Annotated in this window: 12 protein-coding genes; 5 read left to right on the forward strand and 7 right to left on the reverse strand. The window is 62.4% G+C overall.

Annotated elements, in window-relative coordinates; genetic code table 11:
• Nucleotides 1-78: 78 nt before the first annotated feature.
• Nucleotides 79-540: a hypothetical protein gene (locus U5K34_RS08700; RefSeq protein WP_322567993.1), complete on the reverse strand. Its 462-nt coding sequence runs from the start codon at nucleotides 538-540 to the stop codon at nucleotides 79-81.
• A gap of 196 nt (nucleotides 541-736) precedes the next feature.
• Between U5K34_RS08700 and U5K34_RS08705 the strand changes: the two genes are divergently transcribed.
• Nucleotides 737-958 (forward strand): DUF2835 domain-containing protein, encoded by a 222-nt coding sequence (locus tag U5K34_RS08705; protein WP_322567994.1) that lies wholly within the window; start codon nucleotides 737-739, stop codon nucleotides 956-958.
• Nucleotides 959-1,001: 43 nt separating this feature from the next.
• Complete coding sequence (locus tag U5K34_RS08710) at nucleotides 1,002-2,915, forward strand: FAD-dependent oxidoreductase (protein ID WP_322567995.1); 1,914 nt, start codon at nucleotides 1,002-1,004, stop codon at nucleotides 2,913-2,915.
• A 656-nt stretch (nucleotides 2,916-3,571) separates the two neighbouring features.
• Here the strand turns inward: U5K34_RS08710 and U5K34_RS08715 are convergent.
• Both U5K34_RS08715 and U5K34_RS08720 read right to left on the reverse strand, forming a co-directional pair.
• Nucleotides 3,572-4,702, reverse strand: coding sequence for an IS110 family transposase (locus U5K34_RS08715; RefSeq protein WP_322566909.1), 1,131 nt, complete (start codon nucleotides 4,700-4,702; stop codon nucleotides 3,572-3,574).
• Nucleotides 4,703-5,094: 392 nt separating this feature from the next.
• Nucleotides 5,095-6,564, reverse strand: coding sequence for an FGGY family carbohydrate kinase (locus U5K34_RS08720; protein ID WP_322567996.1), 1,470 nt, complete (start codon nucleotides 6,562-6,564; stop codon nucleotides 5,095-5,097).
• Between the two features lie 107 nt (nucleotides 6,565-6,671).
• Between U5K34_RS08720 and U5K34_RS08725 the strand changes: the two genes are divergently transcribed.
• Nucleotides 6,672-8,120 carry a S41 family peptidase gene (locus U5K34_RS08725; protein ID WP_322568095.1) on the forward strand — a complete coding sequence of 483 codons (1,449 nt, stop codon included), beginning with the start codon at nucleotides 6,672-6,674 and terminating at the stop codon, nucleotides 8,118-8,120.
• A gap of 10 nt (nucleotides 8,121-8,130) precedes the next feature.
• Here the strand turns inward: U5K34_RS08725 and yegQ are convergent, their stop codons facing one another.
• The gene (gene yegQ, locus U5K34_RS08730) at nucleotides 8,131-9,489 is read right to left on the reverse strand and encodes a tRNA 5-hydroxyuridine modification protein YegQ (protein ID WP_322567997.1); all 1,359 of its coding nucleotides are present in this window, start codon (nucleotides 9,487-9,489) and stop codon (nucleotides 8,131-8,133) included.
• A gap of 100 nt (nucleotides 9,490-9,589) precedes the next feature.
• Between yegQ and U5K34_RS08735 the strand changes: the two genes are divergently transcribed.
• Complete coding sequence (locus U5K34_RS08735) at nucleotides 9,590-10,318, forward strand: SprT family zinc-dependent metalloprotease (protein ID WP_322567998.1); 729 nt, start codon at nucleotides 9,590-9,592, stop codon at nucleotides 10,316-10,318.
• Between the two features lie 69 nt (nucleotides 10,319-10,387).
• Complete coding sequence (locus tag U5K34_RS08740; RefSeq protein ID WP_322567999.1) at nucleotides 10,388-10,849, forward strand: Rsd/AlgQ family anti-sigma factor; 462 nt, start codon at nucleotides 10,388-10,390, stop codon at nucleotides 10,847-10,849.
• A gap of 109 nt (nucleotides 10,850-10,958) precedes the next feature.
• Here the strand turns inward: U5K34_RS08740 and U5K34_RS08745 are convergent, their stop codons facing one another.
• From U5K34_RS08745 to U5K34_RS08755, 3 genes are all read right to left on the reverse strand, one after another.
• On the reverse strand, nucleotides 10,959-11,099 hold the full coding sequence (locus U5K34_RS08745) for a hypothetical protein (protein WP_322568000.1): 141 nt from the start codon (nucleotides 11,097-11,099) through the stop codon (nucleotides 10,959-10,961).
• Between the two features lie 282 nt (nucleotides 11,100-11,381).
• On the reverse strand, nucleotides 11,382-11,519 hold the full coding sequence (locus tag U5K34_RS08750) for a hypothetical protein (RefSeq protein ID WP_322568001.1): 138 nt from the start codon (nucleotides 11,517-11,519) through the stop codon (nucleotides 11,382-11,384).
• A gap of 81 nt (nucleotides 11,520-11,600) precedes the next feature.
• Nucleotides 11,601-13,592: a transglycosylase SLT domain-containing protein gene (locus U5K34_RS08755; protein ID WP_322568002.1), complete on the reverse strand. Its 1,992-nt coding sequence runs from the start codon at nucleotides 13,590-13,592 to the stop codon at nucleotides 11,601-11,603.
• Nucleotides 13,593-13,721 lie beyond the last annotated feature (129 nt).

The following is a 13,721-nucleotide window of genomic DNA, read 5'->3' on the forward strand; positions in this document are numbered from 1 at the left end:
TTTGCGCCTCTGCGTTGAGGTTTTTAAAATAAAAAAGGGAACCTGACGGTTCCCTTTTTGTTTCCCTGGTTCGGTTGGTTAGTCGTTGTTCTTGCGCTCGTTGGCCACGTTGACTTTCAGTTCGCGGCCATAGAATTCGGTGCCGTTGAGCGCCTTGATGGCGTTGCGGGCATCCTTGCGTTTCATTTCGACAAAGCCGAAACCGCGCGGCCGTTTGGTGGCGCGGTCGGTCATCAGTCGCACGGCATGAACTTCGCCATAATCCTCAAACAACTTGCGCAGAGCATTGGGGGAGGCTTTGAAAGCCAGATTGCCGACAAAAATGGATTCCACCTCGGTGCTGGTGGCCGGATAAATCCGGGTATGGCTGAGCAGGGCGCCAAGCAGGGCACCGGCCAGAATGCCATAGGTAAACAGGCGTTGTCCGGGGACCTGTTCCAGCGCAAGTAACGGAAAGAGGAAATAGGCGACAACAGCCAGGATGACGCTGACAAGAACAATCTGGATTACAGTCTTGAGAGTTGGGAATTCAAACTTCATGGCACTCCATCACACGCTTCAGATAGTTTTAACAAAATTCCGCCACTGCAGAGGCATTGGGCTGGCGGATCACGGGTCTGTTTCTCGTCAAACAGGCGGGCATTTTACACTTTTGAGTCGCGCGCGTCTCGATCGGCGGGACAGATAGAGGGGTTTCAGGCTATGCTTGCTGCCACAGTTGCGATGAGTGACAGACATGCAACAGATAACCTTCTCCCTCGATCTCAGCGGCGGCCAGTGCGAGAAGTACTATGCCGGGCGGGTTCGGTATGTGCAGGTACAAAGTGATGATGGTCGGCAGGTGCGCTTTCCCGCCCGGGCCCTGTTGCCCTATATTGGACACGATGGCGTTTACGGGCGTTTCGTATTACAACTGGATGCCGGTAACCGGTTGATCGCACTGGAGCGACTGTGTTGATGGCGTCGCAGGCGGATCGATCGCTAACCGAACAGGAACGCTGATGTCACACGACGATCTGGTCGCACACCGGGGATATCCCCGGCACTATCCCGAGAACAGCCTGGCCGGGATTCAGGCCGCGCTGGCCAGTGGTGCCCGCTATGTGGAAGTGGATGTGCAACTGAGTCGCGACGGGGTACCGGTGCTGTGCCATGATCGTGACCTGCAGCGATTGTGTCATCGCCCCGGTGCGATTCACGATTACACCTGGTCGCAGTTGCAGACGTTTGAGGTTCATACCGATAGCGACGTGCCTCGCCTGTCGCGGGCACCGTTAGCGGCCCTGAGCGATCTTGTGACTGTCATCCCGACAATGCCCGGGGTGCGGTTTTTTATCGAGCTCAAGCGCGTGGCATTCGAACAATCGGGGATTGAGCCCGTGCTGGAGGCGGTATTGCCGATACTGCAACCCGTGGCCGGGCAATGTTGTGTGATCTCGTATCAACTGGCGGCGTTAAAGCGGGTGCGGGAACGCACGACACTGCCTATCGGCGCCGTGATCGATGACTGGTCGGAGCACGAGGCACCGGCGCTGGTTGAATTGCACAGCGATTACCTGTTCTGCAATCTTGAATCGTTACCCGAACACGGTCCGTTGCAACGGACCGGCGCTCAGCTGGCGGTATTTGAAACCGTGGATCCGCAGCAGGCCCGGCAATTGCTGGCGCGCGGCGTGGATCTGGTCGAAACCTTTGCCATTGGCGAGATGCGCCAGGCGCTGGAACGAGGAGACGACCAGGGCGTGGATTGCGATGTGCTGATCGTCGGTGGCGGGATCCAGGGCGTGGGGGTGGCCCAGGCCGCCGCAGCCTGCGGGTATGATGTGCGTTTGCTGGAGCAAACCGATCTGGCGGCCGCCACCTCCAGCCGTTCCAGCAAACTGATCCACGGTGGCCTGCGGTATCTCGAATCGGGTCAGTTCGCCCTGGTGCGCAAATCCCTGCAGGAGCGGCGCATTCTGCTCAAAATCGCCCCCGATCTGGTGCGCCTGGTGCCGTTTTATATTCCTGTCTATCACCACAGCAGCCGGGGCCCCTGGACCCTGCGGGCCGGCCTGTCACTCTATGCCCTGCTGGGCGGGCTGGATCGCCAGGCAAGGTTTCGACGCCTGTCGCGCACCCGCTGGCCCCAGCTCGATGGCTTGCAACAACAGTCACTGCGCTGCGTCTTTCGCTACTGGGACGCCCGGACCGACGATGCGGCCCTGACCCGGGCGGTGATGGCCTCGGCCCGAGCGCTTGGCGCACAACTGCAGTGTCCCGCGCGATTTGTTTCGGCACAGGCGCAGACCGATCAGGTGACGGTCCGGTTTCAACATAAGGGCCAGATACAGGAATTGACCACCCGGGTGCTGATCAACGCGGCCGGCCCGTGGGTGGACCAGGTGCTGGACGGCGTGACTCCGGCACCGCAACGGCGGGCGTTCGACCTGGTTCAGGGTACCCATATCGTGGTGGCCGACCCGGCGCCGTCGGGGGTGTTTTACGTGGAATCGCCCCAGGACGGACGGGCCGTGTTTGTCATGCCCTGGCACGGGCGGACCCTGATCGGCACGACCGAAACCGCCTACACGGGGGATCCCGCCGCCGTGGCGCCGCAGGCGTCGGAAATCGACTATCTGCAGCGGATTTACCGCCACTACTTCCCCGCCAGCGACGCCACCGTGGTCGACAGCTTCGCCGGACTGCGGGTATTACCGCGCAGCGAATCGAGTCTGTTCAACCGTCCGCGCGATACGCTGATCGATGTTTCCCTGCCGAGGGTCGTGAGTCTCTACGGGGGTAAATTGACCGGCTATCGCGCCACGGCGCAGGACGTCATGCATGCCCTGCGACGCTGGTTACCCGAACCGCGGCGGTGTCAGGACACAGCGCAGCTCCCTCTGGAACAGGTACGAGGTACGAGGGACGAGTGACGAGGCGGGTTTGTCGGGACTGACAGCACTCAGTACTCAGGAGTAGGCCGGACATAGCAACGCGGTGTCCGGCAACCCGGGGGAAATGCCCGATACCGCTATCGCTATATCGGGCCTACCAGATCAGGTGCCAGGTCCCAGGTCCCAGGTCCCAGGTTCTGGATCCTGGCCCCAAGTCCTATGGGGTAGGCCGGACATAGCAACGCGGTGTCCGGCAACCCGGGGAAATGCCCGATACCGCTATCGCTATATCGGGCCTACCAGATCAGGTGCCAGGTCCCAGGTTCTGGATCCTGGCCCCCAAGTCCTATGGGGTAGGCCGGACATAGCAACGCGGTGTCCGGCAATCCGGGGGAAATGCCCGATACCGCTTTGCTATATCGGGCCTGATATGGATTGACCTGTCAAACGCTTGCACTGATTATGTTGTTTTCATTTCCTTATCAATGGCTTCGGCTCAGGATATGAAAGGCAATTAGCGACGGTGGATCACTCTGATATGCGTGGGTTGGTTACCGACCTGACTTCACTTCGTCGCGGAGCTGCCCTTCTCTACAGTCGTGGGTCTGCCCTCCCTAAAAAGGACGCCACATAGGCCCGGCAGGGGTTCTCCTCACCGGCCTCCCATACCCTGAGCCGAAGCCACTGACCGTGCGTCATGCCAGTGCCTTGCTGCCGTGGGCTTTCCCCTGAACTTCACAGACGATGGCCCAGATAAAGCCCGCTAGTTCCCGCGCCACGGCGGTGGTCACCTGCTTTTTATCCTTGCCCGCCTGCATCAGCGTTCGGTAGCGTCCACACAGGCGTTTTTGTGCCTGCCAGGCGATGGCCTGAACCTGGGGGGACGTTTTCTCGGCACGCCGTTCAATACAGTGGGTCTTGCGGGCGGCAAAGCGGTAATTCCAGGCGGCCTCCACCAGCACGCGTCGCACATGGCCGTTGCCCGTGCGGGTAATCCCGCCCTGACGTCGTGACGGGCCGCTGGAGTGTTCGCTGGGCACCAGTCCAAGATAGCCCATCAGTTCCCGGGGCGAGTCAAAACGGGTAATGTCGCCCAGCTCGGCCAACGTTGTCACGGCCGTGACAAGACTCACCCCGCGCAGCGCCATCAGCGCTTCGGCCACCACGCCAAGCGACCAGATGCCAAGATGGTCGCGCATCTGCGCCTCCAGCTGTGCCACGCGCCGTTGGGCCGACCTGACACTATCGATGTACTCCTGTAGCACGAGTTGCTGGAGCACCTGTTCGAACTTGACGCCCTCCAACCAGCGCCAATGTGCCTGGGTCCATCGGCTCTTCCCGGGATAACGCTTGCCATGACGCAGCAAAAACGCGCCCAACCGTTGCCGTGCCTTGAGCTCCAGGCTTTTCATGTCCTCCCGGGCCCGACTCAGATCACGCATGGCTTCTTGTTCTTCATCCGGTACCCAGACCGCCGTCAGCTCGCCGGAGCGATGCAGCCGGGCCAGCATCAGCGCATCACGCCGATCGGTCTTCATCCGCTCGCCGGACTTGCGAGGAATGAGCGAGGGAGCAACCACCTCGCACGCATGACCCAGGCCGATCAGTTGCCGATAGAGACCGTAACCGCACGGGCCGGCTTCGTAACAGAAGCGCAGTGCCTCGCCATCCGGGCTCAGCCGGTTGATCAGCTTGGCCACAGCGGCGCAGCTGTTCTCGATTTCGCCGTGATATTCCGGCTCGCCACGTCCCTCCCTGGCAACGGCAACCGCAATCGTGGCTTTGTGAACATCCAAACCAACGTAAATGTTGTTAAACTCGTTCATGACCTGCCCCCTCGATGTGGCTCTGTGTTAATGGGTTTTCCCAACCTCCTAACATAACCCACGTTGTCGAGGCTGGGCAGGTCAATCCATTATGTCTACGATCAGATCAGGTGCCAGGTCCCAGGTCCCAGGTTCTGGATCCTGGCCCCAAGTCCTATGGGGTAGGCCGGACATAGCAACGCGGTGTCCGGCAACCCGGGGAAATGCCCGATACCGCTATCGCTATATCGGGCCTACCAGATCAGGTGCCAGGTCCCAGGTTCTGGATCCTGGCCCCCAAGTCCTATGGGGTAGGCCGGACATAGCAACGCGGTGTCCGGCAACCCGGGGGAAATGCCCGATACCGCTATCGCTATATCGGGCCTACCTCGTCAGGTCCTAGATGCTAGGTCCTAGATACTAGCCCCTAGCCCCTGGGCCGCGAGAGCCGTGTCCATGGCATCCTGCCAGGAGTGGTAACGCTCCTGCAAAGAGGTGTTGCGTGTGGGTGAAAATTCGCGGCCCCGGCCGGGTTCCGGCCAGTTATCCGGTTGACCGGCGATCAGGAAGGCGCTGCCGCGGGCGGTGGCTTCGCAGTCAGCGGGGCGGTGAACCGGCTGGCCGGTGAGGTCGGCCAGGCGCTGGCAGAGATCGTCCAGGTGGGAGAGGCCGCCGGTGATTTGCAGTCGCCGGGGGGCCGGGCGATGTCGGGCCATGCGTTGCAGGTTGGTCTGCAGCAAAAAGACGATACTCTCCAGCACGGCCACCGCCTGTTGGGGCAGATCGCCGTCGCCGATAAAGCGTGATTCAAAATCGGCTCGCCAGTAGGGGGCCGCCAGCCCCGCCACGCCGTTGAGAAACAGCGGCAAGGAGGCATACTCGCTCTGTAGCCACTTGCCCAGTTGAGCCGGCGCCAGTTCCTCCTGCCCGTGTTGCCGGGCCAGCCAGTCGAGTGCCGCCCCGGCACCATTGACGGTGCCTTCCAGGACATAACTGGACTGGTGGGGGCCTTGCAGCACCACGCTGCTGAGCAAACAATCATCGAACAGCGGCCGCTGGCCGACCGGGCGCGAGACAAAGGCGCCGGTGCCCAGATTCAGATAAGCGGTATCCTCGCGCAGCGGGCCATAGGCATACAGGGCGGCGGATTGATCGCCGTTGACCAGCGCCAGGGGCAATTCCAGCTCGCCCGCCACCAGCCGGCCATAGTCGCTCAGATTCGGCAGGCAGGGGGGCAGCAGTTCCCCGGGGATGCCGAACAGTTCCAGCAGCTCGGGATGCCAGTCATGATCCTGCAGGGACCACAGCTGGGTGCGTGAGGCGTTGACCGGATCGGCCCGGGCCTCGCCCTCGCGGGTCAGCCGGCCGGCCAGCCAGGCGGCCATGGGGCCGAGACGCAGACGGCCCTCGCGTTGCGCCTGCTGGACCGCCGGCAGGTTATCCAGGCACCAGCGCAGTTTGCTGGCGCCGTAATGCGGCGAGAGGGGCAGGCCGGTCAGTTCGTGAATCCGGGCGGCCCGGGGTTCGAACTGCCGCAGCCAGTCGGCGTGGCGGGTATCCTGCCAGCTGATGACCGGGCTGAGTGCCGCGCCACTGTCATGATCCCAGCAGACAATGTTGGAGCGCTGGGTGGCCAGTGCCGCGGCGGTCAGTCGCTGGCGTTGCGTACCGAGCTGTTGCAGGATGTCATCGAGGCAGGCACGCAGCGAATCGAGCAGCGTTTCGGCCGGGTATTCGATCCAGCCCCGGGCGGTCTGTTGCGCCACCAGTGGCTGGCGGGCGTGATAGCGCTGGCGGCCGTGGGCATCGAACACCAGCGCGCGACTGGCGTGACCGCCCTGATCCAGGCACAGATAAAGCGGGTCGTTGACACGGGCACACATGGGGATTCTGACGCTCCGGTTAATTCGCAAGGCAGAGCCGGGTGCGGTCTGCGGACGAGGGATTGTGCTAGGCTAGCGGTTTTTCAGGGAGAGTGCACGGCGTGACAATGCGGGGAAACGGCTGGCTGCAGGGCAGATGGATTACGGCGGCACTGGTGATGGTGTGGCTGGTCGGCTGCGCCCGTCCGATCCCCCCGCCGGACGAACCACCGGCTGTCACGCCGGCCGAGCCGACCCTCCGCCTCGATCCGCAACTGGGCATCGCGACGCGCCTGGCCCGGGCGACGCTGGAGCGCATCGGGCAACAGCATGTTACCCCGATCCCGGCCGATGTCCTTGATGCCCGTTTCGGCGAACGGCTCGCGGCACAACTGAGCGAGGGGCCCTGGCGCGAACCGCCGCCGTCACCGCAAAAGGCGAGCCTGGCCGGGGTGATCCGTGCCCTGCACCGGCGCCATCCGGATCAGCCGATCCTGCCGGCGGTGGAGACGGCGCTCGAGAATGTGGTGCGCAGTCTGGGGGATGGCAGTCTCTATTTCGATCGTCGCCAGTTCGCGCTGTTGCAGCGGCCGTCCGCCGAGCGCGCCGGGGTCGGGGTTTTGACCGGGCATCGCGATCAACAGGTGGTGATTCGCGAAGTCCTGTCCGGATCGCCGGCCGATCGGGCGGGGCTGGGGCCGGGCGATGAGCTGGTCGCCATCGACGGGGAACCGGTGGCCGGCCAATCCCGGGATCAGGTGATGACCCGCCTGTTCGGCCAGCCCGGTTCCCGCCTGGCATTGCGGATTCGCTTTGCCGAGGGCGACACGCGCGAGATCGAACTGCGTCGTGAATTTCTGGATCGGCCCCTGGTGGAGGGGCGCTGGCTGCCCGGCGCGATCGCCCATGTCCGCTTGCGCGCCCTGTCCGATACCACGGTGGCGCAATTTAACGAAACGTTTCTGGGCCTGATTCGCAAGCAGCGGGCCCCCCGGGCCCTGATTCTCGATTTGCGCGATAACCACGGTGGCGTGCTCGATGCCGCCGTGCAACTGGCGGATCTGTTCGTGGCCGAGGGCACCCTGTTGAGCCTGCGCGGGCGGGTGGAATCGGAACAGACCCGGTATATGGCGCAACCGCGCTCGCAAATTCTGGAACAGGATCTGCCTCTGGTGGTCCTGATCAATGGCGAGACGACTGCCGGCGCCGAGAGTATCGCCGCCGCCTTGCAGGATCACCGGCGCGCGTTACTGATCGGTCAGCGCAGTCGCGGGGCGGGGCGGCTCTATTCCGTCTTCAAGCTGCCCGACCATCGCGGTCTCAAGCTCGCCATCGGTCATCTGTATCGCCCCGCCGGGGACGCGATTGCGCCGCACGGGGTTGTGCCGGATATCTGTGTGCCCAACGGGGAGGCCTTCATCAGCGGCCGCGCCGGGACGCCGGATTGCCCGCGGGAGGCGGGGCCGATCACCGCGGGCAAGGATCCGGTTTTGAGTCGGGCGGCACGGATTGTGGCCGACAAACCGTTATATCGGGATTTGCTTGAAGGGCGGATCGAAGCGTTGCCCGAACCCTGAGAGGGCCGTTTCAGGCGGCGTTGTTGAAGCGGGCCAGCAGGGCCTTGTCGTAATTGCCCGCCGGCAGCGCGATGCGCACCTGATAGCCGCCGCCGGGGGCCTCGTCCATCGGCTCGCCCTTGAGGCTTTCCATGTATTCCAGGGTCAGAGTGCGATTACCGTCGGGGGCAATGACCTCCAGCCGGTCGCCCCGGCCGAACTTGTTTTTGACATCCACGCTGGCCAGTCCCCGCTCGGCATCGAAGTCGGTGATCTCGCCGACGAAACGCTGCTGTTCGCTGCTCGAATAGCCGGAGAGGTAATTCTGATAGGCCTGATCCGGGTGACGCACATAAAAGCCGTCGGTATAGCCGCGGTTGGCCAGCCCCTCGAGCTTGCCATAGAGACTGGCATCGAAGGGGCGCCCGGCGATGGCATCGTCGATCGCCTGGCGATAGAGCTGGGCGGTGCGCGCCACGTAATAGTGGGACTTGGTGCGCCCCTCCACCTTGAAGGAGTCGATGCCGATCTTCGTCAGCCGTTCGATATGCTGGATGGCGCGCAGGTCTTTTGAGTTCATGATGTAGGTGCCGTGCTCGTCCTCGAGAATCGGCATCAGCTCGCCCGGGCGGTTGCCCTCCTCGATCAGATAGGCCCGGTCGGCCAGCGGATGACGCTCGATCTTCTCCTCGGGGAACAGCTCCGGGTCGTTGATCGCCGCCATGGCGTCGAAGTCGATCTTCTGGATATCGCCGCTGACATCCTCCTCGGCATTGTGCATGCCGTAGCTCCAGCGACAGGAGTTGGTGCAGGTGCCCTGGTTGGGATCGCGGTGGTTGAAATAGCCCGACAGCAGGCAGCGGCCGGAGTAGGCGATGCACAGCGCGCCGTGCACGAACACTTCCAGCTCCATCTCCGGGCACTGCTGACGAATTTCCTCGATCTCGTTGATCGACAGCTCGCGCGAGAGGATGATGCGCGACAGGCCCAGCGACTGCCAGAATTTCACCGCGGCGTAGTTGACCGTGTTGGCCTGCACCGACAGGTGCACCGGCATCTCGGGCCAGCGCTCGCGCACCATCATGATGAGGCCGGGATCGGCCATGATCAGCGCATCGGGCCCCAGTTCGATGACCGGCGCCATGTCCTTGAGATAGGTTTTGATCTTGCTGTTGTGCGGCATCAGGTTGCTGGCGACAAAGAATTTCTTGCCCCGGGCGTGGGCCTCGCCGATGCCGGTGGCCAGATTCGCCAGTGTGAAGTCATTGTTGCGCACCCGCAGGCTGTAGCGCGGCTGACCGGCATAGACCGCGTCGGCGCCAAACGCGAACGCGTAGCGCATATTGCGCAGGGTACCGGCGGGCAGGAGCAGTTCGGGGCGTGCTGGCATGATGTTGCTTCCGCAGAAAATGGAAAACCGTGTATGAGGGTCAATTATAACCGATTCAATGGCGTACAATGGCGCGAAAATCATGGGGATTGAATCATCGATGACAGACCCGGCAACCGTGCCGTTTGCTTACCGGGTGCGGGTCAACCGCCGCGCCCGGCGCGCCCGAATCAGCGTCGAGGCACACGGCGAAGTGGTCGTGGTATTGCCGCGGCCACTGGCCGAGCGCGAGATTCAGCAACTGCTGAGTCAGCATCAGGCGTGGGTTTGTGCCCGGCTGGCGGAACTTCAGACGCGCCTGGCGCAACTGCCCGGGCAGCTCGGTCTGTCCCCGCAAAGCGTGACTCTGGAGGCCATTGAGCAACACTGGGCCGTTGAATATGGCGTGTTGTCGGGGTCGCGACGCTGGCGCAAGCAGAGCAATCCACGTCGCTTGCAGTTGCGTGCCGACGCGGGGGAGGCGGCCGCGCGCGAGGCCTTGCAGGGCTGGCTGCAGCAGCAGGCCAAACAGTTCCTCTCGCCCTGGTTGCAGGAACTGGCCGAACGGCTCGGCTTGATCTGTACGGGAGTGAGCGTGCGTGCCCAGAAAACCCGCTGGGGCAGCTGTTCCTCGAACGGGCGTATCAATCTCAATCGCAATCTGCTGTTTTTGCCACCGTCGCTGGTGGAGTACCTGCTGGTGCACGAGCTGTGTCATCTGCGCGAGCCAAACCACTCGCCGCGCTACTGGCAACAGGTGGAAAAGGTGTTGCCCGATTATCGACAGCGGGATCGGGCACTGCGCGCGGCGGTGGATCAGGTTCCGCTGTGGGCGCGCCCGGGGGCCTGAGCGGCGAACGTGGGTCAATTCACGCTTGAACCGTACTCTGGCAAAGGGCATATTAACTGACACATTTGCATGGATGAGGCTCAAACGGTGAACGTTGAACAACTCGAAGAACGCCGTCAAACGGTGCGCAACAAGTTCCACACCCTGCTGGAGACCCGCACCGAAACCCTCGCTCTGTTCAGTTCGCTGATCGGTATGCGGCCTTTCAAGCCGGAAGCCGATGTGCAAATGGTCTTGCAGGAGTTTTGCGAGTCGCTGGTGGATTATTCCGCCAGCGCCCACTTCCAGCTCTATTCCTATATCGAATCCGATCAGGAACGCCGCACCCCGGTACTCGAGCTGGCCGGGCAGTATTATCCGCGCATCGCCAAAACCACCCGTCTGATTCTCGAATTCAATGAAAAGTACGAGTCCGAGGAGCGCAGCGGGGATCTGGCCAATCTGGATCAGGAGCTGGCTGTGCTGGGCGAGGCCCTGGCCGAGCGGATTCAGTACGAGGACAAGATCATTCGCGCCATGTCGACGCGTTGATTCGCAGGCCGACGGGGCAAATGCAAAAGGCCGATATGCGCTGCATATCGGCCTTTTGCGTAATAGGCTGGGACATCCCTGTCCCAAGGGGTAAAACGTCAGGTGTGGCTCAGGCCACCAGCCCGAGCAGCCGTTCGGAGGCCCGGGTGTAGATCGTTTGTTGTTTTTCCTGGTCCGAGGCCAGCGCCAGGATGGCTTCTTCCAGGCTCAGCTCTTCAACCTCGTACAGCGGGATAGTCTCTTCGTGCATGGTCTTTCCTCCCAAGTACTATCATAGGGATAGTTTACATACTTAAAGTAAAATATCAAGTATATCTTTTAAGTTGTTGATATTTTTAGGGAGTGTGACCGATACTCTGGCCCGGGCCGGGGATATGCCCCGGGGGCCGTGCCCACCGGCGAGGCCGGTAGATTGCCAAGATATACCTATATTTAGAAAAAATATCAAGAGTCGGCAATAACTCAATGAAATATATTGAATTATTGCCTTTTCAGGGGCCGTCCGGATAGCCGGGTGACAGCGCAGACGGGCTTACTGGCGGGAGGTATTGCGGGTCTCGGCGAGGTAGTTGCGCAGGTGCTCGGTGCGGCCGATCTGGTGACCGATGTAATAGCCCAGCCGAAAGGTGAGCAGGGCGACCAGGCCCAGCAGCAAAATCGTCTCGATCATGGTATCTCCCCGTGTTGTTCTCTCTGACCTATCGGCGTGACGACCGACGGCTTGAGGACAAAAGCGTGACCGGTTACCGGATCAGGAATCGCGCCTGGCGGGGGCCGTTTTGGAGAGCGTCACCTCGGGGTTGGCGGAAATGGGCGGCATCCGTTCGAGCATCGGCGCCGGCTGGCGGCCCAGACGCTGTTGATAGATGACGGTGTAGGTGAGTACCCGCTGCAGGTATTTTTGGGTTTCGCCAAAGGGGACCGACTCGATCCAGAGATCGGCCGGTTGCACCTGGTCCTCGGGCAGCCAGCGGCGTACGTTGCGCCCGCCGGCGTTGTAGGCGGCGGTGGCCAGGACCGGATGTCCGTGGAAGCGATCCTTGACCTTGCGCAGATAGCGCACGCCCAGGGTGATGTTGTTATCCACATCGAGGATATCCCACTGGCTACGCATCGGCATGCGCAGGTTGCGGGCGACACTGCGGGCGGTGCGCGGCAACAGTTGCATCAGGCCCAGGGCACCGGCATGGGAGCGGGCGTCGCGGGTAAAGGCGCTTTCCTGGCGAATGACCGCAAAGGCCCAGGCCGGATCGATCTGCTGATCGCGGGCCTGGTTGAGAACGGTTTGCTGGTGCGCGAGGGGAAAGCGCATTTCCAGATCGTCCCAGTAACGGGCCCGCGCCAGGGTCATGATGACCCGATCGTGCCAGCCCCATTCCTCGGCCAGCTTGGCGGCGCGCAGCAGCTGGTCCTCATTCAGTCGGGGCAGCAAGTGGTTCCACTCGCGACGGGCATCGGCCACCCGCCCAAGGGCATAGAGTTCGGCCGCCCGTTGCAGGGCCGGGATGTCGTGCAGGGCGCGCAGATCATCCTGACCGAAGAGTAACGGCCGGTGAGCGAAATGATAGGCATTGCCGCCCCGATCGGCGGCCAGAAAACCGTAATAACTGCGATCGCCGGCAGTGAGCTGGTAGAGGGAACGGGCCTCGCTGGTGCGCCCCAGTTCCTCCAGGGAACGGGCGCGCCAGTAACGCCAGCGCGGCGCATGGGCCGCGGCGGGCGGTAACTGGTTGAGCCAGTCGAGCGCCGCCGACCAGTCGCGATCCTGCAGGGCCGAGAGAATATGCGCGGTTTTGACTTCGGTACGCTCGTTGCCCAGTTTGAGTTTGGCCAGCCATTGCGGGGCCTGCGGATCGTCGCTGCGCACCAGCGCCAGCGACAGCCGCCGCTCGATGCGTTCCTGTTCCTGATCGCTGAACTGGTAATCCGGCTTGAGTTCCTGCCAGTAGCGGGCGGCGCGGACCGGATCGCGACCGGCCAGTCGGCGCAGACCATAGACCGTAATCCAGCGCAATACAGGCTGCTCGACATCGTTAAAGTGATTGGTCACTTCGTGCAGATACTCCGGATTGCGACGAATCTTCGACCAGATATTGACCCAGAAGCGCTCCGACTCGGGCAGGTAATCGGCCAGGAACAGGGCCAGGCGAATCTGGCCGGCACTGATCGCCAGCTGGATGCGTTGCCAGACCAGATCGTTGCTGAGGCGATCGGCGTTGCGCCAGGCTTCGATCGCCGGATCGCAGGCCGAAGGCAGGGAGTGGCCGGTCAGCCAGAGGTTTTCCATCGCCGCGTGCGCCCGTTGCGCCTGGCCGACCTGATAGAGGGCCCGGGTGTAGTGACAGCGCAGGGTTTTGTCGTTGGTGATCTGGTAATTGTCCACCAGCGGTTGCCAGCGGCCGTGGCGCGCCAGGCGGTATAACCAGCGCTGGTGGAGCAGTCCGGCGATGGGCGTGTCGCCATAATTGCGAACGAAATCCCGGATGTCTTCCGGGTTGGCGCGCGACAGACGGCGGCGCAAATCGGCGTATTCGAGATACGGATAGAGTGGATAGTCGTGCAGCTTGTCGGCGAGGCGCTCGTAACGGGCCCGGTTTCCGGCCTCCAGCGCCTGCAGGGCCTCCTGGAACTGGAAACGCTGCGGCAGGCGGTCCTCGTCGGGCAGGGCCTGTACCCCACCCAGCAGGCCGCACCCCAGTAACAGGGTGATAATGCGCTGACCGATTCTGCGTGTGCACGCCATGCTGAGGCCTCTGTTATTAAACCTGTTTCAAGCTTTTGGGGCTAAGTATTTGTAAACACAGTGTATGGTACGGTTGGCGGTTTGGCTATCCCGGTTAACGATTTCATCCTGGTTTGTATCGACCCGTTG

The sequence above is a fragment of the Thiohalophilus sp. genome, assembly GCF_034521165.1.
In the GTDB taxonomy this organism is placed as follows: Bacteria; Pseudomonadota; Gammaproteobacteria; order UBA6429; family Thiohalophilaceae; genus Thiohalophilus.